The organism is Paenibacillus agri (assembly GCF_013359945.1).
Taxonomy (GTDB): domain Bacteria; phylum Bacillota; class Bacilli; order Paenibacillales; family Paenibacillaceae; genus Paenibacillus_AQ; species Paenibacillus_AQ agri.
The window spans coordinates 1-21,462 of sequence record NZ_JABWCS010000206.1 but is presented as its reverse complement, the minus strand read 5'-3'; the positions used below and the strand labels follow the sequence as shown (position 1 = coordinate 21,462).

Below are 21,462 nucleotides of genomic sequence, written 5' to 3'. Positions count from 1 at the left end.
GAATGTCTTCCTTTCATTGTAACAGGGCAAGGGTAGGGGCGGAATGGTAAACTGCTCTGTGATCGTAATACTTTTGCCATGTTCGAACTTCCGAAAATAAGCGAAAATGTACATAGTAACGGAGCTGAACAGGAGGAGAGCCTTATGACGGAGGTTAAATCAATCATAATAGAAGAGTTGAAAAAGATCGAAAGGGAAGAAGACGTCCGTATTCTATATGCCTGCGAATCAGGCAGCCGGGCCTGGGGATTTCCTTCCAAGGACAGTGATTATGACGTAAGATTTCTATATATCCGGCCGCTGGAATGGTATCTGTCCATTTTTGAGAAGCGGGATGTCATTGAACGGCCGATCAGCAAGATGCTGGACATCAACGGCTGGGATTTGAAAAAGGCTTTGAATTTATTCCGTAAATCCAATCCGCCGCTGCTGGAGTGGCTGCAATCCCCGACTGTCTATACGGAGAATGAATCGGTCGTCCGGCAAATCCGCGATATCTCTTCCTTCACGTTCTCCCCAAGATCGTGCATGCACCACTATCTGCATATGGCCAAGGGGAACTATCGTGATTACCTGAAGGGCGATCATGTGAAAATAAAGAAGTATTTCTATGTGCTTCGCCCAGTGCTGGCCTGCGAATGGATCGAGCGTTTCCATACGATGCCGCCTATTGAATTTCCAGTGCTGGTGGAAACCCTGCTGCAGGAGGGCAGCGTGCTTAGAGTGGCCGTCGATGATTTGCTGATCCGCAAAAGAGCAGGTGACGAGATGGATTACGAGCCGAGAATTCAGCCTATTAATGAATTTTTGGAGGAAAGAATCAGCTACTACGAGCAGATCGTATCCGAAGTAGAGGCTGCCGGGGGCGGTCAAGATGGGCGGCTCGATGAGTTGTTTAGAACAATAGTAACGTTACAGGGGTGAATGAAAGATGGCATATCAGAATATTGACGGTGTACGTGTCTGGGGAAAGCCCGATGAGGGGGCGCTTACTCAGGCGAGAACCTGCTCGAAGACAGGGAACGTGGTTCAGACGCTGCTTATGGCAGATCATCATAAAGGGTACAGCCAGCCTATTGGCGGTGTCGTTGTCTATGACGGACAAATCTCGCCATCCGGTGTGGGCTATGATATTGGGTGTGGGAATAAAGCGGTGCGGACACAATTATATGCGGCTGATGTAAAACCTGGGTTGGCCCGGATTATGAATGATATCGCCCGCCAGATTTCTTTTGGCATGGGCCGTATCAATAACGAGAGATTGGATCATGAGCTGTTCGACGATCCGGACTGGGATGTGTACCGGGCTGTAGGAAAAGCAGAGCATGACAAGCTGAAGACGCTGGCCCGTGATCAACTCGGAACCGTTGGGAGCGGGAATCATTACGTGGATCTCTTTGAAGACACCGAGACAGGACGGCTGTGGATCGGCAATCATTTTGGCAGCCGGGGCTTCGGGCATAAGACTGCGAGCGGTTTTATCAACCTGGCAGCAGGACGTGAATTCTTAGCCAACGCGCCGGGTAAAAAGATGGATCAGCCGCCGCTCCTGCTGGATTTGAATAGTGAGATTGGGGATATGTACTACCGCGCTATGAAGCTGGCCGGGCGTTATGCGTATGCTGGACGGGATTATGTAATCCGCAAAGTGCTGTCCATCCTGGGAGCAGAAGCTGATTTTGAAGTGCATAACCATCATAACTATGCCTGGAAGGAAACCCATGACGGGAAAGAGACCGTAGTGGTCCGCAAAGGCGCCACACCGTCTGCACCGGGGCAGATGGGTTTTATAGGCGGGAGCATGGGCGATATTTCTGTGATCGTTAGAGGGAAGGATACCTCAGAGAATCGGGACGCTTATTACAGCACCGTTCACGGGGCTGGACGGATCATGAGCCGGACACAGGCCGCAGGCAAAATGAACTGGAAGACCCGTACCCGCAGCGGCGGACAAATCTCCAAGGCACAAATGCTGGACGCGGTGCAGGCATTCAATGTGGAGCTACGCGGAGCCGGGACGGATGAAAGCCCGTTTGTATACCGGAAGCTCCAGGAAGTATTGGATGCTCACGCGGAGACGATTGAGGTTATGCATGTCTTGAAACCGATCGGAGTGTGTATGGCGGGAGCGGACGAATTCGATCCATATAAGGATTGAGTATGAGCTTGTAGGGATTGCTGTGAGTAAATGAGGATTAACTATGTGCGTATAGTGATTAAGCATGGACGTACGAAGATGAAGCATATTGTCCTATAAGGAAGGACCTCGGCTCCCACGGATTCGTGGAGCTTGAGGTCCTCTTTTGCAAACGGATCATTATTCCCGAGGGAACTTTAGAGACTATAGAGTATCAGAGATCAATTAATGGCAGAAATGCGTCTCGCAATGATCATAAACCGCGCTGAATTCGTCAGTATGCCTTGTTCTCTTTGATTCTCTGCAATAAATCGCTGAAGAGTCTGGAAATCCCCCTCGTTCTGACCGAAGCCAGGAATGATCGGTGTATGCTTCAACAAAAATATAAGGTCTTCAGCGGTCTGGTAATACTCGTTGATGTTATATTCGAAGGATTGAACATCCGTAAATTCTGCTTCGCTTAGCTTGGTTAGGTATTGTTGCTTGAGGGTGTCACCTGGTGTCCCCAAAGCTTGCCCTCTACCGAAGGCCTCCTTCAGGTTCAGCTTATCGTGCTCAGCCACTTGCTGGGTCAGGAAAATCCCACCCCTGGACAGGACACGTGCTACTTCCTTAGCAGAGAAAGGAGAATGTCTGCATGAGATAACGTTAAAGAAATGTGCAGGAAACTCCAACTGATCACCATTCATTTCCAGAAAACGGACATTTGCTCTGCCGGAGCTGGATAGATTTCTGTTTGCTGTCTCCATCATGCCAGTTGACTGGTCAATGCCGACCAGTAGCGATGCCGATTCAGCTATGGATAAAATGGCTTCCCCGCCACCGGTTCCGATATCCAGCAGGAGGTCGGAGGATTGGCATCTCTTCGTGACTTCACGGTAGAAGTCCCAGGGTGCTTGTTCGGACACGCATTTCACACTGCTGAAATCCCAACCGTTTAATACACCGACTCTATCATAAAAATCCTTGTAATTTACCTTGTTCATTCTTAAATTCCACCTTCCAATGAGAATAAAATAATAAGGAGTCTCCGTTGACTATTGTTCAAGATTGCACTGGGTCAAAAGGGCAGACTTCTCCCTTGACGGCTGGTACGCGTTTTATCCAGCCCGGCAGCTACATACCTCGAACGATGCGGAAAGACATCCATTTCACCCCAAATTAGAAGATTTTTCAATTATAAAATTCGGCGAATGAGAGATCAAGAGGTAGAATGATTATAGTGGTTTTAGGCGAAGCCGAATGGACCCTAATTTAATTTCAGGGGAGTGATACATCCAAGTGATACGAGCTGTGCTGTTTGATCTGGACGGAACGCTGCTGGATCGGGATGCATCCTTGAAACGATTTGTTGATAGGCAGCATCACCGCTGGGGGCATTGCCTCGGTCATATTCCGAAGGAAGCTTTTATTAACCGATTTGTGGAACTGGATGCACGGGGCTATGTGTGGAAGGATGCAGTCTATCAGCAACTGATCAATGAGTTTGAGATTCAAGGGACGACGTGGGAAGAATTGCTTGAGGATTATGTGTCTCAGTTTCATCAGGCCTGTGTACCATTCCCAAATTTGCTCGAATTGTTAGAGGAGTTACAGCGGCGGGGAATAGTTCTAGGACTGATAACCAATGGCTTTACAGCACTGCAAATGAGCAATATCCAAGCCTTGGGCATTGAACGGTATTTCTCGGCCATACTGGTATCAGAACAGGAAGGTCTAAGAAAGCCGGATCACCGAATATTTAAGTTAGCAGCAGAGCGGCTGGGCGTAGCGCCCGAAGAGAGTATATACGTAGGGGATCATCCGATGAATGATGTGCAGGCCTCCAGAGAAGCAGGGATGATAGCAATTTGGAAAAAGGACGAGTACTGGGAGTCCCCGGTGGAAGCTGATGCGGTCATTGATGACCTGTTCGAGCTGGTAGGCGTGCTGGAGAATTTTATCCATCTCGAATAATTTAATTGAGCGTAAAGGGGCTTGAAACAGTGCGATACATAGGATGAGCCAGGAAATGCAGAAGCATACTAATCCATGCTGTGAAAGGAGAATAAGATGGATACGGACAAGCCTACTTTTGCGACGATAGATGAGTACATCTCGTTGTTTCCCGCCGAAGTTCAGCAGACACTTCAGACCTTAAGAGGTGTTATTCACGCTGCTGCGCCGGAGGCGGTGGAAAAGATCAGTTATCAGATGCCTACCTTTGCCCAGCAAGGCAATCTGGTGCATTTTGCCGCATACAAGAATCATATCGGATTCTACCCGGGAGCCAGCGGAGTTGCGGCCTTTAAGGAGGAGCTGTCAGGGTATAAGGGGGCCAAAGGCTCTGTGCAATTTCCCATCGGCCAACCATTGCCATATGAATTGATAAGCAGGATTGTAAAATTTAGGGTTGCGGATAATGCAAAACGAGGAGAGAATAAAGGGAGGAAGAAAAAGTAATCATGTTGCATGTTAAGGAAGGGAGGGGCACCACATGGCTAGATTAGATCAGCGCTCTATGCAGAGTTTATTCTATAAACAACAAGCGGTTGTTTGCATAGAGCCAAATAGAAATAAGTAACCGCTTTTAATGACAGTGTTCATGTTTATAGAATAGACTTTGCTACCTTTAAGATTTCAACATTTAAAGGAGCGGAGCTATTATGAAATATGTAAATGCTGACCTAATCTTCCCGGAAGCCTTGCTGAAGGAAGTACAGAAATATGTCCATGGCGGGATGGTGTACATCCCCAAGCCGGATGGCGTGCGCAAGAAATGGAGCGAGAAATCCGGCAGCCGACAATATCTGGATCATAGAAACGAGAACATTCGTCTAGAATTTTCAACCGGGGTCACGATGGACCAGCTGGCCGACCGGTTTTGCCTATCCAGAGATAGTATTAAGAAGATTGTATATGCAAAAAAGTAGTCACATAAAGTCGCATTGGAACTTATTCTGATGTGGCTTTTTGCTGTGTAAAATACAGTTTTTAATCATTTATTGTATATTTCCGGGTGACCCGTCATTGCTATAATGACCAACAGAACAGGGACCGCGTTATCGATCTTAGGGCACAACACACCGGGAGGAGATATGTATGGATAACTTTTTCAAGTATGACACAGTGCAACATAGACGTTCTTTACTGAACAAAGCCAGGATGATAGTTTTGTCGGCACTCATGCGTTACGATATCGAATGGGAGCGTATCGAGTTTATTCAGTTATCGGACACCATCACGTATAAAATAGAGACGAAATCCACGGGCCATTATTTACTGCGTATTCATTCGGACCTCCTGAGCAAAGAGCAAATTCAATCCGAGCTAACGCTGCTACAGGCTCTTAATTCAGGTGATGATCTGACGGTCCCGGAAGGAATAGCAAGCCGTGATGGCTCCTACGTATTGGACATTGAGGTGGCGGGTGAGCATCGTCGTCCCTATTATGTGACCATGATGCGTTGGGTAGAGGGTAGCCATGTAGAAGGTGATTTTACAGACAGCTTGGCTTCTAAAATGGGTATGCTGATGGGCAGGCTTCATGAAGCCGCTGAGAAGTTTAACCCGCCAGCAGACTTTACCCGTCCTGTATGGGGTGCCGGCAGCTTTCGGTCTGAATTGACTAAGCTGGAACAGCATTATTCCGTGTTTTTGTCGGAGGAGGATTGGAAAGGCTATCAGGCGGCGGCTGAAAAAGTCTGCACACAACTCGAAGGGATGCTCAGCAACGATCATAACTATGGACTTATCCATGGCGATTTGCACAGTGGTAATATCGTTATTCTGGAGGATGAGCCCTACCCCATTGATTTCGGAAGATGTGGCTATGGCTATTACCTATACGACATAGCAGCGGCGTTGTTAGAGCTTTGGCCGAAGCACCGCTGGATGTTCATCCAGGGATATGAGAGTGTAAGGAAGCTTGAGGGGGACTATGTCCGTGAGCTGGAATGCTTTTTCATCATGGTTATGATCGGAAATTATGCTCATCATGCCTCTAATCCGCTGGAGACAGCAAGTCTGATTGAGGAACAACCCTACGCTCTGGCTTACATCAGGCAATTCTTGAGCGATCGATCATTTCTGTTCGAGGTGGTCGATCCTGTGAAAATACACTAACCGTTCATGCCGTGAAACTGCGCGAAGAACTGGAAGCGAACAAGGACATCAGCTTCCGGACTGATTTTGAATAAGTAGAGGGCACTACCCTGTGCAGCAGGATAGCAGTCAGTGTTCTAATCAGTTAACTCAGGATTGGCTGAAGCTAGCTGAAAAGCCATAAAACCAAAAAAGACAGCGAGTCCCGATAACGGAGACTCGCTGTCTTTTTATATTTGGCTAAAGTTCATGGTATGAAATGACTCGGTCATCTCCGTTAATGAGTTATAACAGATGTGTTGTCCTGTGATGGCATGAATATCGTAACAGTTGGAGTATGTTCCAAGGCGAGCAGCAAAGTGGATTTACAAATGTTTTACAGCTCATTGACGCGGCGCGCATATATGGCTGATAGATTGGGGGGACAAGGGGTGATGGCTATGAAAAATTTTACAGAAACGGTCTCCACGACATCTCAGCCTGTTCTGGCAAGTGACAACCTGGGTTGGGATAAGCTCAAGGTCTCACAATGGTATAGTCCGCAGCAAGCGTTTAGTCCCTCGCCGGAGCCCAAGTATTTGGTAGGAATCCATTGTACGGCTTATTACGAAAATTATTATACGATTCATATTACCCCATGCAACGAGAGCCTCCTCTGCCCCTGGGGCAAGACGTCGTTATATTTCCTGAATATTGAGATTACTCCTTCTGTGATTGAAGAGGTCGCCCGTGAATCCGGATTTTTGACGGAAGGCCACATTCAATTAGACCGCAAATTCCATGTCAAGGATTCCAAGCTCCTGCAGTTAGGGCTCTGGATGCTGGAAGAATTGCAGAATGGCGGAGCGAAGGGGAAAATATACAGCGATTCACTGTCCAATATGCTAATCATTCATTTACTGCAGCACTACTCCTCTGTCATTCCCCAACATTCTAGCGGCAAAACGCTTGCGAACCAGGAGATTTTCCGCGTGATTCAATACATGCGAGAAAACCTGGAAGAAGATGCTCCGCTGACTGAGCTGGCCGCGAAGGCCAATATGAGTCAGTCCCACTTTATCCGTGTCTTCAAACAGCAGACCGGTTATACTCCCCATCATTATTTAATCCGCCTCCGAATTGAACGCTCCAAATTCCTGATCCGATCAGGCAAGGTAGGTTTGAAGGAAATTGCTGCTCAAGTCGGTTTTGCCGACCAAGGGCACTTTACCAGAGTCTTTAAACGGGAGACTGGATTGACTCCGAAGCTGTATGCCTATCAAATTTCTGCTAAACCAGGTTCTGTGTCGGAATAAATATGCAAATGAGAGTTTTATTCAAGGAAAGAAGTATTTTGTTCAATAGGAGGCGGATAGGTCAGCCCTAGAATGAGATTAAGGTCAGGCGTAAGGACGTGCTGGGCCAAGATCATTCTAGGAGGAGAGAAGAACATGAAAGTTGCGAGGTTTTGGGGTCTGGTTGTTGCGGGAGTGATGGTGTCCAGTTCAGTGTCTATGTCTTCGGTACTTGCAGATCCGGTAGAAACGGAAAATCCGGGAAGTGATTTTGCAATTACAGCAGCCGCTGAACCCTGGCATGAAGTGTCCAAGCAAACCTTCTGGCTGTTAGATGCCCTGGAACGGGGGCAAGGGGTAACGACGGATGGGAACGCATGGATTTTCAGCTCACCTTATGGCCTGCTTCGTACAGCACTGGACGGCAAGACGGTAATCGCACGTAATCCTTTGGCGATTCCACCCCACCTGAGCGCACTTGGTGGCGATCATATCGGGGATATCTCTTACTACAACGGGACGCTCTATGTTCCTATTGAAGATGGAAAAAAATACGAACATCCTTATATCGCTCTTTTTGATGCCAATACCTTGCAGTATACCGGAACTTCTTACGCGCTGCCGCTGGATCTTCATCCAGGAGGAGTCCCATGGGTTGCTGTGGATGCTGCCCGCGGGCAGGTATACACGGCGAAATGGAACAATGCTGATGTGTTAAACGTGTTCAGCCTTGACGACATGCACCTGATCAAGACGGTTCCGCTTAGTCAAAGCATTGACCGGGTTCAAGGTGCTGCGATGTACAACGGATCTCTCTATGCTTCTTCAGATAATACGACTCAGACGCTCTATCGGGTCGATGTGGATAACGGCAATGTGTCAGTTGCACTGGATCGTAATTTGCCTAGTGGTACCGAAGCCCAGGGCATTGCAGTGCTGCCGACGGCCGATGGAGCCCAGCTTCATATTCTCGATGTAGGTTCCAATCGTGTTACCGTAAACTTCCGTCACTATTCTTTCTAAATCCAAACGAAGCTTAACAAAGGAGCCTACAGAAATGATGAAGCAATCGAAACTGATGTTGTTCTTGATGGGATGTACTCTACTAGCCACAGGCTGTGGTCAATCTAATAATAATAGTGTTACAGAAGCTGCTGCAGACCCTACTGCGAAGCCTGCTGCAAGTGCAGAGGCCACTGAAGCACCGAGCACACAGAACGTAGAAATTACCTTCTATTATCCGGTTAACGTCGGTGGCCCACTGACCAAAGTCATCGATACTATGGCCAAATCCTTCATGGAGACGCACCCTGGGATTAAAGTGAATCCTGTATATACCGGCAATTATGGCGATAATACAGTGAAAATTCAAGCCGGTGTTCAGGCCAAGCAGCCGCCGGATGTAGCTGTAATGATGTCCACGGAATTGTACAGCATGCTCGATATGAATGCTATTGTTCCGCTGGATGAATGGATCGCCAAGGATACAGACGTTAATATGGATGATTTCTATCCTGCTTTTATGGAAGATACGCAAACTGAAGGCAAAACCTACAGCCTTCCGTTTCAACGAAGCACAATTGTCATGTACTACAACAAAGAGATGTTCAAGGAAGCCGGCTTAGATCCTGAGAAGCCACCGACAACCTGGGCTGAGCTCGTATCCTATGCCGGAAAGCTGAACAAAGACGGTCATGCTGGTCTGGAAATCCCGGGCAATGACGACTCCTATTGGATGTTCCAAATGCTTGCAAGGCAAAATGCGACAGATCCTAAGCAAAATATTATGTCCGATGACGGTAAAAAAGCGATGTTCAACACACCAGAGAATGTGGAAGCCCTCCAGTTCTGGCTGGACCTGTCCCGCAAAGATAAGGTAATGCCAGAAGGTGTAATTGACTGGGCTACCGTACCGACTGACTTTATTCAGGGCAAGACAGCAATGATGATGCATACAAGCGGTAACCTGACGAATGTCAGAACAAATGCTAAATTCGATTTCGGTGTGGCTTTCCCGCCTGCACAGAAACAATTTGGATCACCTACGGGCGGCGGAAACCTGTACATCTTTAAAGACACTTCGCCTGAGAAGCAAGCAGCAGCTTGGGAATTTGCTAAATATATGACTGCTCCAGAGCAGGCCGCACTGTTCAGCAGCTCCTCCGGCTATGTGGGCGTACGCAAATCAGCCTATGATACAGAAGCCATGAAGAAGTACACGACTGATTTCCCGCAAGCACTGGTTGCACGCGATCAACTGCAGTATGCATTCAGAGAATTGTCCACGCATAACCACGGTAAAGTGTCGACGGCGATCACGAATCAGATTCAAGCCGCTTTAGCCGGGCAAGTGGACGCTGCTGGTGCACTGCAGAAAGCGCAGGAAGAAGCCGATCAGGCTCTAGCCCCGTTCAATAAGTAACAAAGGCAACGGATAAGACAGAGTTATTCTGGAGTACGCCGGGAGGGTCTCTGTCCCAGGCGTACTCCATTCTATACCGTGAAATGGAATGATCCAGAGCCCGTGGCAGAAAGGACGGAAAGGCATGCTTGCCGGATGGAGTGAAAAGCTTAAACGAAATAGCTTTGGCTGGGGGCTGGTGTTGCCCTCACTACTGTTTCTCTGTTTATTTACCTACTACCCGATGTTGAAATCCGTGTGGCTTAGTTTAGATGAAAAGAATCTGGCGACCCCCGAACCTGTGTTCGTCGGATTGGGGAATTATATTAACCTGCTTCAAGATCAGGTGTTTAGAAAAGTGGTAGCAAACAATATTTGGTTTGCTGTCGGAACGGTTCCCGTTTCAGTGGGACTCGCGTTTGTCATGGCGCTGTTTGCCGACAAGGCGATTAAGGGACGCGGGGTTGCCCGCCTTGCATTTTTTTATCCGAATATGATTCCAATGATCGCCGTGGCGAACATTTGGTTGTTTCTGTATACACCGCATTTCGGGCTGTTCGCCAGGTTTGCTGCTTGGATCGCAGATCAGCCGGTCAATCTGCTGGGGAACCCCGATACCGTAATGGGGGCGCTAATTGTCATGATGGTCTGGAAGGAAGCTGGCTACTTCATGATTTTCTATTTGGCAGGGATGCAGCAGATTCCGAAAGATCTGTATGAAGCCGCAGCGGTCAGCGGTGTTGGCACATTCAACTCTATACGGCGGATTACCATTCCGCTCACGATGCCAACCACGCTGTTTGTCATGGTGGTCGCGATCACCAATTCCTTTAAACTGGTCGATCATCTATGGATTATGACCAAGGGTGGTCCGAACAATTCCAGCAACTTACTCTTGTACTATATCTACGAAAACACCTTTAACTTCTACGATCAGGGAATGGCTGCTGCGATGACCGTCGTGATGATCGGTCTGCTGCTCATTATCTCGTCCCTCCAGTTCTTTGGTTGGGATCGTAAAATTCATTACGAATAGGACGGGGCTCATGGACAATCCATTAAAGCTGTCACTTCTGCCAAGGCAGAAGAAAAGCAGGTTGGCAGAAGAAGAGCGGGCTATGCCCCGGAATCGACGGATCGGTCGAAGACTTCTGCAAGTGGTGTGGCATGGAATCGGCTTCGGTGTGGTGGCTCTCTGGATCATTCCTTTTTTATGGGTGGCCAGAACGGCCTTTTTGCCCAAAGCCTCAGCTGTGGATACAGGCTGGTCCTGGGGATGGACGCTCGATAACCTCACTCGGGTGTGGCAAGCGGCACCCTTTGGGCAATTCTTTTTAAATACGTTATTGGTCTGTACTGGCGTTCTCACTGTTCAGTTAGTTACGTTGACCATGGCCGCCTACGCATTTGCGCGGGTGCGTTTCGTGGGAAGAGAGCTAGTATTTATGTTGTTTTTAGTGCAAATCATGGTACCGCCTGATGTTCTAATCTTCTCTAACTATCAGATTTTAAGCGACATGGGTCTGCTGGATACCAAGATCGGAATTATGCTGCCTTACTTCGCATCAGCCTTTGGTGTCTTCTTGCTACGGCAGTCTTTCAAGCAATTGCCGTATGAACTGGAAGAGGCCGCGCGAGTAGAAGGGGCTTCCCGTCTGCGTATCCTGGCGCAAATTTATGTTCCGTTATCCCGGCCGGTCTATGTGTCGTTCGCGATCGTCTCTTTCAGCTTCCACTGGAATGATTTCTTATGGCCGCTGATCGTGACCAATTCCGAGGAGAACCGGCTGTTGACGGTAGGTCTGGCGATGTTCGCGAAATCTACGGAGTCAGGGGCACAATGGAGTGATGTTAGTGCAGCGACACTAATTGTATCGGCACCTCTTATGCTTGGGTTCTTATTGTTCCAGCGTAAGGTGATCGGCAGTTTTATGCACTCAGGAATCAAAGGCTAAGGGGGACTCAGATTGAAGTTAGCTATAATTGGAGATTTGCATTACCCGGATGTACTGACCAGCGATGAACCTTCAATAGCCGCTGCCCGGGATGCTTATTATGAACATTTCATGGATCTGTTCTTATCCCTGGAGGCTGATTATTATATTTCGATTGGTGATTTAACACATGCGGGAGAAGTCGCCGAATTTACGTATGTCTTGCAGCACATCGAGAAGCGTGGCCTCCGTGACCGTTTTCTTCATGTGCTGGGCAATCATGATACGTATACTTATCCGAAGAGAGATATTCTTGCGCTAACCGGGCTGAAGAGATATGAAGTGATCGAGGAGCATGACGCGCGAATTCTGCTGCTGGATACCGCTCGTGAAATCCGTGAGGATTGGAGCGGCACCATAGACGAGGAACAGTTGAACTGGCTGCACAACCAATTGAGACAGGACCCGGACAAGCCGCTGATTGTGATCGGCCATCATCCGCTTTATGGGACAACTGCGAGATCAACCGAAAGCATGATGTCACTCGATCCTGACCTCACGATCTGGCCGTTGTTTGAACAGTGGCAGGGAGCCGGATTTTATTTTAACGGACATAATCACGTGAATTCCATTGTTCAAAAAGAACATTGGCACTTCATCCAGACGGCAGCTGTGCCGGATGTACCCTCTGTGCGAATGGTGAACATTATAGACCAGAAAGTTAACGTAGAAACGATCAGCTTCGCCAGTGATGCCTTCTCTAACTGGGCGTCAGTCTTTACCCCACACATGTACGATTATGAGAGACATCCCGGCTGTGAAGGTGACCCGTCAGCGCTGGAACTCTTCGTCAATGCCCAAACAGCCCGTAAAGGAGTTGCACCGAAATGAGTCGTAAGCCTGTAAAATTAGCCATTGTTGGCGGGAATCGGGGGGCCAGCTTTATGAACGCCCTATCCTCGCTCTCTGACCGAATTCAATTGACTGCAACCTGTGATTTGAATGAATGGGTGCTTCTTCAGTGGAAGGAGAAATTCCCTGAAATCCGTACCTATCGTGATTATCATGAAATGCTGAAAGACCCCTCGGTGGATGCTGTCTTTATATTAAGTCCGATGCATTTGCATGCCAGACAATCCATCGACGCCCTGAATGCTGGCAAGCATGTGCTCAGTGAAGTCATTGCTACCCGAACGTTAGAAGAAGCCTGGGAGCTGATCAAGACCGTAGAGCGCACGGGACTTAAGTATATGATGTCCGAAAATTATTGCTTCTCCCGTTCCAATCTGACGATCAAGCATATGGCGGATCAGGGGATGTTCGGTGAAATTACATACCTGGAGGGCGGGTATATCCATGACCTGCGCCACTTGATCCACCATCCGGATGGCTCGCTTACTTGGCGGGGCCAGTTGCATCAACAATTTAATGGAATTAATTATCCTACACACTCCATTGGCCCGATTGCGCAGTGGATTAACCTGAACAAGGAGGGCGGAGACCGCTTGAAGCAGGTATCCACCTTTGTATCCAAATCGAGATCGCTCCAGCGCTACTTTAGCGAGCATTTTGGCAAGGATCATCCGGCTGCAGGGAACGGATTTTGGCAGCAGGGTGATAGTGCAGTAGCCATTTTGCAGACCGAGAAGGGTGTGCTGATTGAATTACGTGTGGATTGGACCTCGGTAAGGCCACACAATAAGACGCATTATTTGCTGCAAGGTACCGAAGGCGCCTTTATTACAGGCCGGCATCATCAGGAAGATGATTTGATCTGGTTCAAGAATCGTTCGCCTCAGCATGTAGAGGACGGGTCGGAGATGTGGGAGCCTCTGCAAAACTACCAGCCGCAGTATGATCACCCTACGTGGAAACAATGGGGGGCATTTGCGGTAGGGACGAAGCATGGCGGGGGTGATTTTCTAGTATTGGAGGAATTTATTTCGGCCATCCAGGAGGATCGCGAGCCTTCAGTCGATGTATATGATGCGGTTACCTGGAGTTCGATCTTTTCCCTATCCATGGAGTCGGTGAAAGCGGGCGGACTAGCCATTCCTTTTCCTGATTTTAAGGCGAAGAGGGGGGAGTAACGATGGGACAAGGACTGTCGAAGCTTATTATGCAAAAGGAAACGCTGGACGATTTGCCGCCATTTCTATGTCCAACTGGCTTTCGAGTGATGACCTTTCAGCATGGAGATGAACGCAATTGGGAGGATCTGATCCGTCATTCTTTTACAAGGGATGTGAAGTTTTCGGATAAAATTGGCGATGTAGTTCCGCTCTACTCCGATCGCTTATTATTTCTTTGTAAGGGAGACCAGCCTGTCGCTACTGCTACTGCCTGGGAGACCGCAAGCCATAGCTGGTATTTGCATATGGTGGGTGTGCTACCTGAGTATTCCGGAAGAGGCTTGGGATTTGCGGCAAGCCTTGCCGCCCTGCATAAGATGCGGGAAGAGGGCGGGGGAACTGCCTATTTGGAGACAGATGATTTCAGGTTGCCAGCTATTCAAATTTATCGAAAATTGGGCTTCACACCAGTCCATATGGATGAGAGTCACACTGGAAGATGGGAACGGATTCTCCAGCAGCTTAGTCCCTCTGTTTAATTGTAAAGAAAGCCTTCCTTCTCAGGGAGGCTTTTCTACTTAAATGGATGAACGTTAAGCGTGCCTCTTCTCTACACGTTGTCCCCATAGCGTAACTAACAACCCCACCAGCGTCACCAAAGCGGCTACCCAGGTCAAGGATTGAAGTCCCAGTGGACTGTCCAGTACGATACCTCCGAGCCAAGCGCCGCCTGCACCGCCAAGATTAAAAGCGCCGATATTGAGCGCGGAGGCCAGGTTGGGTGCAGCACTGGCTTTATCGAGAACACGGATCTGGAACCCGGGTACTGTACCGAAGGCGGCGAATCCCCAGATGAAGATCGTGATCACTGTAGCGATTTTGTTGTGGCTTGTGAAAGTGAACAGGGTCATCACAACAGCAAGAAGGATCAGCATCCCGATCAGGGACGGCATCAGCTTCCAATCTGCTAATTTTCCACCTGTTATATTCCCAAGGGTTAGGCCAGCACCGAACAGGAGTAGCAGAATCGTCACGGTGCTTTCCTGGAAGCCGGCAATTTCCGTCAGGAAGGGGGAGATGTAAGTGAAAATAACAAACACTCCTCCGAATCCCAGAACCGTCATCAGCAGGGTGAGTAGAACCTGAGGATTACGCAGAACACGTATTTCTTTTCGAAAACTGGGAGTCTCCTGACTCTTCAACTTAGGAACGAATATGGCTAAGGTGATCAACGAGAACAAACCTAGCAGAGATACGACCCCGAAAGTCGAACGCCAGCCATGACTTTGGCCAATCCAGGTTCCTAAGGGAACGCCGAGGATGTTCGCTAGAGTGACACCGATGAACATCATAGCGATCGCAGTAGCTTTTTTATCCGGACTGACGATACTGGCGGCGACGATAGAACCGATCCCGAATACCGTGCCATGAACGACAGCCGACAGAATACGTGCAATCATCAGAACTGTATAATCGCTGGCGACCATGCTGATCAAGTTGGCACCTACGAATAGGGCCATTAGCGCCAGGAGTAGCGTTTTCCTGGGTAGACGGACTGTTAATGCGGTCAGTAACGGCCCGCCAATAGCCACCCCTAATGCATAGCCTGACACCAGCAGCCCTGCTTTGCTGATAGAGATATGGAGATCATTGGCTACGTCAGGCAGAAGCCCCATAATAACAAATTCAGTTGTACCGATAGCAAACGCACTGATCATCAAGATATAGATGGCAATGGGATAAGATGTTTTGGCATTGTTAGTCGTAGTTGCTTGCATATGCTGTACTCCCCTCTTGCTGTTGATTATAAGAACGTATTTGATTATGCTTGAATGGTAGAGTTCTGAGAAGTACGCACTTTATTTCGCGTTAGTTTCTTTGAAGTAAGTGTAAGTGAAGGAGGTAATGCCTAATGAGACCTACTGAATGTGATTATGCTGCGAACGTAACGCTTGGAATCATTGAGGGGAAATGGAAGCTATTGCTTCTCTGTCATCTGCGCAATGGCACCAAACGATTCAGTGAGTTCGCTCATCTGATACCCGGGATCACACAGAAAGTGCTGACCTACCAGCTAAGAGAGTTAGAGGCACATGGACTGATCAAGCGCGAGGTGTATCCGGTCATCCCGCCCAAAGTGGAATATTCATTAACCGAATACGGGGAAAGTTTAGTTCCGTTGATGGATTTGATGAATCTGTGGGGAGAGAATCACAGGGAACGAATTAAACCAACCGAGCGGATCTGTTAATGATAGATAGAAGAATAGGTAGGAAGGCTCTGGAGTCGGGAGAATGACTTTCGGAGCCTTTTTTGGGAGCTAATGATAGAGGTGACTGATGATTGAGGCGAGTGATCGTCAAATCGAATTAGTTCAAGTTCACTAGGAGGTTTTAGTAATGACTCAATTCCATTACATCGGATCATCGGTGGAGCTGCCGCTCGGCGAGAGGGGAAGCGTACTGTCTTCCAAAACGCGCAGCGAAATGTTAGCCTCCCCGGAATATCAAGCGAAGCGCGAGGAGCTTAAGCAACAGGGCATGGTTCCACTGGAGGAAATTTTCGATCTGTCCCATCTGCGGGACGAGGACTGTCTTGTATATGATACGGAAGAAGATGCCGGGGGTATTTACATTGAAGCGCTAGGTTACTGGAATGAGGAGATCCGCAAGCATTTTCAGAGCCCCTATGTATACAAAATCTCTCCGAATTGGGGTAGTTTCACGGTTCTTCCAGCAGATCAGGAGACTCGTCCGGACTCCGAGAACGCCTCGCTCAAATGCTGCCGGGAATTGTTCAAGCTGATGCAGGATTTCGGCGTGCCTGGTTCAGTATTCGAGCTGTACAGCTGCTGGGCGGACGAGGAGGGTGACCCGCGCAATAAGAAGTATGACCGTGTAATTGATCTCTCCACATTTAGCCTGGAGCAGGGATTTGATTTGCTGGAAAAAGAATATATTGTGGTGAAGCTTCCTACGTAGATACAGGAGGGATGCAGGTGGAGCGGTTATTGGACATCCCCGGCGCGAGCGCTTGGAGAAAGATAGAGCCTGTCCTCAAGGGCTGGTCTAATGATAAAAAGTATTATATCGAGGACGCCGGCGGCCGCAAGCTTCTGCTGCGGGTGTCGGACGGGAAGAATCATGCACAGAAGCAAGCGGAGTATGCAATGATTCAGAGGGTCAATAAGCTCGATTTTCCAATGTCGCGGGCGGTGGATTTCGGCGCATGGGGTGAAGGTGTGGAGCGCAGTACATATATGCTTTTGACTTGGGTGGAGGGCCAGCCGCTGGAGCACTGTCTGCTGTCTTTGGCAGAAGATCAACAGTATGCACTTGGGGTTGAAGCCGGAAGAATACTCAAGCAGATTCATACGATTCCGAACAACAATGACCTGGCAGATTGGGAAAGCCGAATGCAGGCCAAGATATTGCAGCGAGTGGAGGCGTATGAGAACGGCTGTCCTTTTCGGATTGAAGGGGATGAGGTGGCGATTGCTTTTGTCAGGGAGCATATCAGGGCGATTTCTCAAGTGGAAAAAGTGTATCAGCACGGCGACTTCCATATCGGAAATCATATTTACACAAGTGAGGGCCGGATTGGTGTCATCGACTTCAATCGCTGGGATAACGGCGATTATGCTGAAGAATTTTACAAACTGCAAGCATTCGACCGGGAGCGTAGTATTGCTTTTACACTCGGGAAGCTGGATGGTTATTTCGGAGGACCTCCCCCTGAGGATTTCTGGATCAGACACGCATTGTATGTGGCCTATACTTCGCTCTATTCAATCCAATGGGCGATTCCGTTCGGAACGGCTGATATTGAGGGGATGCAGGCGCGCTGCCAGATGGCGTTCGAGGACTATGATCACTTTCAAAGATTGGTCCCGCATTGGTATGCGGAAGGAAGAGCCCGGGGACGGTAAGACGGGATAATTATTTGTTTGTCCAAAAGATTGATATTGGGGATAGCGGTACGGTAGAATTGGTACAGATTGATTATAGAAGGGAATTGTGACTTTTGAACAACGAAGAAGTGCAGCAAGAGCTGCCGGAAAATTATGAGCAGTTAAAGAAGGAAGCGGGTCGTTCCGCGGATTGGAAAGCCCGCCTGGCGGCAGTGGAGGAACTTAGTCGTACACCGCATAAGCAGGTTATTGATATTTTGAAGCGTTTGGTGGAGAACGATCCTGTATATACCGTACAAGAGGCGGCTTACCGTGCGCTGGTGGCTTTTGGTGAAGAGGTTCAGGAACCGTCCAAGAACAAACCTGAACTGTTTAAGGGCCTATCCAAGATTCTCTTGAGAATCAAGAAGAGCCTGCCGAAAGATCATTCCTATGAGGACTTCAAAGAGAAGCTCAAGAAGATGAGAATTGATATCTACGATGCTTACGAAGGTGAAAAAGGCGCCGAGTTTGATCAATGGCTGGAGAGCAAATGGCAATCGGCTAAATAGTTTTATGCAGGAACTAGCCCTCTCTTACAGGAGAGGGTTTTTGGCGTTACCCGTCCTCTGGTGGGTTATCCGCTCTTAACACACAACATCCACCTTATGGCTGCAGCGGGTGTTGACGAATTCCAATTATACCGTTAACTTATATATTAACTAAATAAGATAACCACTAGGGGAGCCTGAATGGGCTGAGACGGGAAAATTGCATTCCCGGACCCTTGAACCTGATCTGGATCATACCAGCGTAGGAAAGTGGAGACGGGACTTTTTTTTCTGTATAGCTATGTCTTTTTGCTGGCTGTTCATGGATAAAGCCGCTCCACGTGGAGCGGCTTTTTTGGCGCTTGTCTTATTTATATCCCATAGTACAGGAGGATGCATAAGATGGCACATGAACACGAGCAGGACAAGAAACGAGAGTATGATAAGGTGGACCTTTCAGCTTTTCCGGGTAGTCGCAAGGTGTATGTAGAAGGGCAACACCCTGATATCCGGGTACCCATGCGGGAGATTGAGCTCAGCCGCACCGAGGGTATTGCCGGCGAAATGGAAAATGTTCCTGTACGTGTCTATGATACTAGCGGACCCTATACAGACAGCGAGATTAAAACCGACATTCGTCAGGGGCTGCCGCCTCACCGTAAGTCCTGGATTGAGCAGCGTGGGGATGCTGAAGGATATCAGGGACGGATGCTTAAACCAGAAGATAACGGACATGCGATGGGAAAATCGGCCGTGGAGGCGTTCCCGGGATTGGAGCGGCGTCCGCTTCGGGCAAAAGCTGGCCGGAATGTTACGCAGCTGCACTACGCACGAAAAGGTATCATCACTTCTGAGATGGAGTATATAGCTATTAGGGAAAATGTTAGTCCTGAATTCGTTAGGGATGAGGTAGCGAGCGGACGCGCCATTATTCCAGCTAATATTAATCACCCGGAGAGTGAGCCGATGATTATCGGGCGCAACTTCCTTGTGAAGATCAACGCGAATATCGGGAACTCTGCCGTATCCTCTTCCATCGAGGAAGAAGTGGAGAAAATGAGGTGGGCCACCCGCTGGGGCGCTGACAACATTATGGATCTCTCTACCGGCAAAAATATTCATCATACCCGGGAATGGATTATCCGCAATTCTCCAGTGCCGATCGGTACTGTGCCGATCTATCAGGCTTTGGAGAAGGTGAATGGAAAAGCAGAGGATCTGACGTGGGAAGTTTACCGTGATACGCTGATTGAGCAGGCGGAACAGGGTGTAGATTATTTTACAATTCATGCGGGGGTGCTGCTTCGTTACATCCCCCTGACAGCCGGACGAATGACGGGTATTGTCTCCCGTGGCGGGTCGATTATGGCGGCCTGGTGTCTGGCCCATCATCAGGAGAACTTCCTTTACACGCATTTTGAGGAGATCTGTGAAATTATGAAGGCCTATGATGTCGCCTTCTCTCTGGGAGACGGGCTGCGGCCGGGCTCTATCGCTGATGCCAATGACGAGGCCCAGTTCGCGGAGCTGGAGACGCTGGGTGAACTGACGACATTGGCTTGGAAGCATGATGTTCAGGTCATGGTGGAGGGTCCGGGCCATGTGCCGATGCATCTGATCAAGGAGAATATGGATAAGCAGCTTGAGCATTGTCATGGAGCGCCTTTTTATACGCTGGGGCCCTTAACCACGGACATAGCACCGGGCTATGACCATATTACTTCCGCTATCGGGGCAGCCATGATCGGCTGGTTCGGGACGGCGATGTTATGCTACGTTACGCCCAAAGAGCATTTGGGACTGCCGAACAAGAACGACGTGCGTGAAGGTGTGATTGCCTACAAAATTGCTGCCCACGCCGCTGATCTGGCCAAAGGCCATCCAGGTGCCCAAGAGCGGGATAACGCGCTGTCCAAAGCACGCTTTGAGTTCCGTTGGCGGGATCAGTTCCATCTGTCGCTCGATCCTGAGCGGGCACTGGAGTATCATGATGAGACACTGCCAGCGGAAGGCGCCAAGACGGCCCATTTCTGCTCCATGTGCGGCCCGAAATTCTGCAGTATGCGTATTTCTCACGATATTCGCAACTCTGGAAGAGTGCAGGATGATCCCATGCAGGAGCAGGAAGCCATCGTTGCTGGGATGCGCGAGAAATCTGCTGAGTTCAGAGTGGGCGGCAGCCAGATATATCAATAGAGGTGACGTCAGGAGTTGCATCGGCAGGCACATTGGGGATAATAGAGAGTAGATAACACTACCCTACAGATGCAAAGGATGAAGACATGTCAGTTCAAAATTTAACGCAATTGTTTCAAGAATACCTTCAATTGTCGGACAGTCTACGGCCCGGATACACTGCTAGCCTGGGAACGGGACAAGCGGAGAGCGAGGCGGAAATAGCGGCAATTGTGCCTGAACTGCCAGAACTGTTAGCGGCCATATATAATACGGTATCAGGTACAAGCAGCGAGGAAGAAGAACCTAGTCTGATCGAGTTTGTGCCGGGATACCGCCTGATTCACAGGGACGAATATGAGCAGGAGATGAAGGTGCTGGCGGGGATTTTGGCAGAGAAGGGTCATCCCGTTGAAGGGATCGTCCTGCCCATCCTGACCAACTATGGCAGTGATTTCATCTGCTACTATCGATCTGCAGACGGTACAGAGCGGATTTGCGATCTGCTTCACGACTTTGGAGATTTAGTAGTAATGTATGATTCTCCTGCGAAGTTCCTGGAGACGCTTGGCGAGTTCTACCGTCAAGAGGTGTATTTCCTCGATGAAGACGGTTATCTAGACTGCGATCTGATCAGGGAAGGCGAGGTAGGCGCGGAAATGAATCCGGATGCCTCCTATTGGTCGGAGTAGCGGAGGACAAGTAGTTTTCCTATGTTTACAGAGAAAAAGCAGCCCGATGGGGCTGCTCAGATTGTCGAGAAACCCCGGATATTTAAATATCCGGGGTTTCTTTTTTGCTTTCAGGCAAGAGCCCGTCGAAAAACGAGGGTTTTACCCCCGTTTTTCCAGGCGATCCAGATGGATCGCCATCTTCTTCATGTTCTGCACGGCTGCCGTCATCAGTGCTTGTTCGCTGACGTTTGGCAGTCCGCGCAACCGACAAT

At 48.9% G+C, this 21,462-nt stretch carries 22 protein-coding genes and 1 riboswitch; of the genes, 20 read left to right on the top strand and 2 right to left on the bottom strand.

The window, feature by feature from the left end; all coding sequences use genetic code 11:
- Positions 1 to 144: 144 nt before the first annotated feature.
- A complete protein-coding gene (locus HPT30_RS11780; protein ID WP_175371586.1) occupies positions 145 to 924 on the top strand; it encodes a nucleotidyltransferase domain-containing protein in 780 nt (259 codons plus the stop codon).
- A 7-nt stretch (positions 925 to 931) separates the two neighbouring features.
- Entirely contained in the window at positions 932 to 2,158 is a 1,227-nt protein-coding gene (locus HPT30_RS11775; RefSeq protein ID WP_175371585.1) for an RtcB family protein, read from the top strand.
- 200 nt (positions 2,159 to 2,358) lie between these two features.
- Here the strand turns inward: HPT30_RS11775 and HPT30_RS11770 are convergent, their stop codons facing one another.
- Positions 2,359 to 3,123 (bottom strand): class I SAM-dependent methyltransferase, encoded by a 765-nt coding sequence (locus HPT30_RS11770; protein ID WP_175371584.1) that lies wholly within the window; start codon positions 3,121 to 3,123, stop codon positions 2,359 to 2,361.
- Positions 3,124 to 3,418: 295 nt separating this feature from the next.
- Between HPT30_RS11770 and HPT30_RS11765 the strand changes: the two genes are divergently transcribed.
- From HPT30_RS11765 to HPT30_RS11710, 12 genes are all read left to right on the top strand, one after another.
- A complete protein-coding gene (locus HPT30_RS11765; RefSeq protein ID WP_175371583.1) occupies positions 3,419 to 4,093 on the top strand; it encodes an HAD family hydrolase in 675 nt (224 codons plus the stop codon).
- 96 nt (positions 4,094 to 4,189) lie between these two features.
- The gene (locus tag HPT30_RS11760) at positions 4,190 to 4,579 is read left to right on the top strand and encodes an iron chaperone (RefSeq protein ID WP_175371582.1); all 390 of its coding nucleotides are present in this window, start codon (positions 4,190 to 4,192) and stop codon (positions 4,577 to 4,579) included.
- 203 nt (positions 4,580 to 4,782) lie between these two features.
- A complete protein-coding gene (locus HPT30_RS11755) occupies positions 4,783 to 5,049 on the top strand; it encodes a CD3324 family protein (RefSeq protein ID WP_175371581.1) in 267 nt (88 codons plus the stop codon).
- A gap of 169 nt (positions 5,050 to 5,218) precedes the next feature.
- Positions 5,219 to 6,241 (top strand): phosphotransferase enzyme family protein, encoded by a 1,023-nt coding sequence (locus tag HPT30_RS11750; RefSeq protein ID WP_175371580.1) that lies wholly within the window; start codon positions 5,219 to 5,221, stop codon positions 6,239 to 6,241.
- Positions 6,242 to 6,660: 419 nt separating this feature from the next.
- Positions 6,661 to 7,515: an AraC family transcriptional regulator gene (locus tag HPT30_RS11745; RefSeq protein ID WP_175371579.1), complete on the top strand. Its 855-nt coding sequence runs from the start codon at positions 6,661 to 6,663 to the stop codon at positions 7,513 to 7,515.
- Between the two features lie 135 nt (positions 7,516 to 7,650).
- A complete protein-coding gene (locus HPT30_RS11740; protein WP_175371578.1) occupies positions 7,651 to 8,517 on the top strand; it encodes a DUF6923 family protein in 867 nt (288 codons plus the stop codon).
- 34 nt (positions 8,518 to 8,551) lie between these two features.
- A complete protein-coding gene (locus HPT30_RS11735; RefSeq protein WP_175371577.1) occupies positions 8,552 to 9,916 on the top strand; it encodes an ABC transporter substrate-binding protein in 1,365 nt (454 codons plus the stop codon).
- Positions 9,917 to 10,040: 124 nt separating this feature from the next.
- Positions 10,041 to 10,931: a carbohydrate ABC transporter permease gene (locus HPT30_RS11730; protein ID WP_175371576.1), complete on the top strand. Its 891-nt coding sequence runs from the start codon at positions 10,041 to 10,043 to the stop codon at positions 10,929 to 10,931.
- Positions 10,932 to 11,013: 82 nt separating this feature from the next.
- Positions 11,014 to 11,850 (top strand): carbohydrate ABC transporter permease, encoded by an 837-nt coding sequence (locus HPT30_RS11725; RefSeq protein ID WP_175371690.1) that lies wholly within the window; start codon positions 11,014 to 11,016, stop codon positions 11,848 to 11,850.
- Positions 11,851 to 11,862: 12 nt separating this feature from the next.
- Complete coding sequence (locus tag HPT30_RS11720; RefSeq protein WP_175371575.1) at positions 11,863 to 12,720, top strand: metallophosphoesterase family protein; 858 nt, start codon at positions 11,863 to 11,865, stop codon at positions 12,718 to 12,720.
- A complete protein-coding gene (locus tag HPT30_RS11715) occupies positions 12,717 to 13,919 on the top strand; it encodes a Gfo/Idh/MocA family protein (protein ID WP_175371574.1) in 1,203 nt (400 codons plus the stop codon). The genes HPT30_RS11720 and HPT30_RS11715 overlap by 4 nt, the downstream gene beginning before the upstream one ends.
- A gap of 2 nt (positions 13,920 to 13,921) precedes the next feature.
- On the top strand, positions 13,922 to 14,440 hold the full coding sequence (locus HPT30_RS11710; protein ID WP_175371573.1) for a GNAT family N-acetyltransferase: 519 nt from the start codon (positions 13,922 to 13,924) through the stop codon (positions 14,438 to 14,440).
- 54 nt (positions 14,441 to 14,494) lie between these two features.
- Here the strand turns inward: HPT30_RS11710 and HPT30_RS11705 are convergent, their stop codons facing one another.
- Positions 14,495 to 15,679, bottom strand: coding sequence for an MFS transporter (locus tag HPT30_RS11705; RefSeq protein WP_175371572.1), 1,185 nt, complete (start codon positions 15,677 to 15,679; stop codon positions 14,495 to 14,497).
- A 134-nt stretch (positions 15,680 to 15,813) separates the two neighbouring features.
- On the opposite strand from HPT30_RS11705, the gene HPT30_RS11700 reads away from it, so the two are divergent.
- The 6 genes from HPT30_RS11700 (at position 15,814) to HPT30_RS11675 (ending at position 21,208) form a co-directional block, all read left to right on the top strand.
- On the top strand, positions 15,814 to 16,152 hold the full coding sequence (locus HPT30_RS11700; RefSeq protein ID WP_175371571.1) for a winged helix-turn-helix transcriptional regulator: 339 nt from the start codon (positions 15,814 to 15,816) through the stop codon (positions 16,150 to 16,152).
- A gap of 148 nt (positions 16,153 to 16,300) precedes the next feature.
- Positions 16,301 to 16,882 (top strand): hypothetical protein, encoded by a 582-nt coding sequence (locus HPT30_RS11695; protein WP_175371570.1) that lies wholly within the window; start codon positions 16,301 to 16,303, stop codon positions 16,880 to 16,882.
- A gap of 17 nt (positions 16,883 to 16,899) precedes the next feature.
- Positions 16,900 to 17,829, top strand: coding sequence for an aminoglycoside phosphotransferase family protein (locus HPT30_RS11690; protein ID WP_217622353.1), 930 nt, complete (start codon positions 16,900 to 16,902; stop codon positions 17,827 to 17,829).
- Between the two features lie 95 nt (positions 17,830 to 17,924).
- Positions 17,925 to 18,362 (top strand): HEAT repeat domain-containing protein, encoded by a 438-nt coding sequence (locus HPT30_RS11685; protein ID WP_175371568.1) that lies wholly within the window; start codon positions 17,925 to 17,927, stop codon positions 18,360 to 18,362.
- 158 nt (positions 18,363 to 18,520) lie between these two features.
- Positions 18,521 to 18,627, top strand: a riboswitch (TPP riboswitch).
- Positions 18,628 to 18,743: 116 nt separating this feature from the next.
- A complete protein-coding gene (thiC, locus tag HPT30_RS11680) occupies positions 18,744 to 20,537 on the top strand; it encodes a phosphomethylpyrimidine synthase ThiC (RefSeq protein ID WP_175371567.1) in 1,794 nt (597 codons plus the stop codon).
- An 86-nt stretch (positions 20,538 to 20,623) separates the two neighbouring features.
- Positions 20,624 to 21,208: an SMI1/KNR4 family protein gene (locus tag HPT30_RS11675; RefSeq protein ID WP_175371566.1), complete on the top strand. Its 585-nt coding sequence runs from the start codon at positions 20,624 to 20,626 to the stop codon at positions 21,206 to 21,208.
- Positions 21,209 to 21,462 lie beyond the last annotated feature (254 nt).

Coding starts and splice junctions, on each gene's coding strand:
- HPT30_RS11750 (WP_175371580.1), top strand. CDS start 5,219: ATGGATAACTTTTTCAAGTATGACACAGTGCAACATAGACGTTCTTTA.
- HPT30_RS11740 (WP_175371578.1), top strand. CDS start 7,651: ATGAAAGTTGCGAGGTTTTGGGGTCTGGTTGTTGCGGGAGTGATGGTG.
- HPT30_RS11745 (WP_175371579.1), top strand. CDS start 6,661: ATGAAAAATTTTACAGAAACGGTCTCCACGACATCTCAGCCTGTTCTG.
- HPT30_RS11735 (WP_175371577.1), top strand. CDS start 8,552: ATGATGAAGCAATCGAAACTGATGTTGTTCTTGATGGGATGTACTCTA.
- HPT30_RS11775 (WP_175371585.1), top strand. CDS start 932: ATGGCATATCAGAATATTGACGGTGTACGTGTCTGGGGAAAGCCCGAT.
- HPT30_RS11760 (WP_175371582.1), top strand. CDS start 4,190: ATGGATACGGACAAGCCTACTTTTGCGACGATAGATGAGTACATCTCG.
- HPT30_RS11725 (WP_175371690.1), top strand. CDS start 11,014: ATGCCCCGGAATCGACGGATCGGTCGAAGACTTCTGCAAGTGGTGTGG.
- HPT30_RS11700 (WP_175371571.1), top strand. CDS start 15,814: ATGAGACCTACTGAATGTGATTATGCTGCGAACGTAACGCTTGGAATC.
- HPT30_RS11770 (WP_175371584.1), bottom strand. CDS start 3,123: ATGAACAAGGTAAATTACAAGGATTTTTATGATAGAGTCGGTGTATTA.
- HPT30_RS11675 (WP_175371566.1), top strand. CDS start 20,624: ATGTCAGTTCAAAATTTAACGCAATTGTTTCAAGAATACCTTCAATTG.
- HPT30_RS11715 (WP_175371574.1), top strand. CDS start 12,717: ATGAGTCGTAAGCCTGTAAAATTAGCCATTGTTGGCGGGAATCGGGGG.
- HPT30_RS11755 (WP_175371581.1), top strand. CDS start 4,783: ATGAAATATGTAAATGCTGACCTAATCTTCCCGGAAGCCTTGCTGAAG.
- thiC (WP_175371567.1), top strand. CDS start 18,744: ATGGCACATGAACACGAGCAGGACAAGAAACGAGAGTATGATAAGGTG.
- HPT30_RS11780 (WP_175371586.1), top strand. CDS start 145: ATGACGGAGGTTAAATCAATCATAATAGAAGAGTTGAAAAAGATCGAA.
- HPT30_RS11730 (WP_175371576.1), top strand. CDS start 10,041: ATGCTTGCCGGATGGAGTGAAAAGCTTAAACGAAATAGCTTTGGCTGG.
- HPT30_RS11695 (WP_175371570.1), top strand. CDS start 16,301: ATGACTCAATTCCATTACATCGGATCATCGGTGGAGCTGCCGCTCGGC.
- HPT30_RS11710 (WP_175371573.1), top strand. CDS start 13,922: ATGGGACAAGGACTGTCGAAGCTTATTATGCAAAAGGAAACGCTGGAC.
- HPT30_RS11705 (WP_175371572.1), bottom strand. CDS start 15,679: ATGCAAGCAACTACGACTAACAATGCCAAAACATCTTATCCCATTGCC.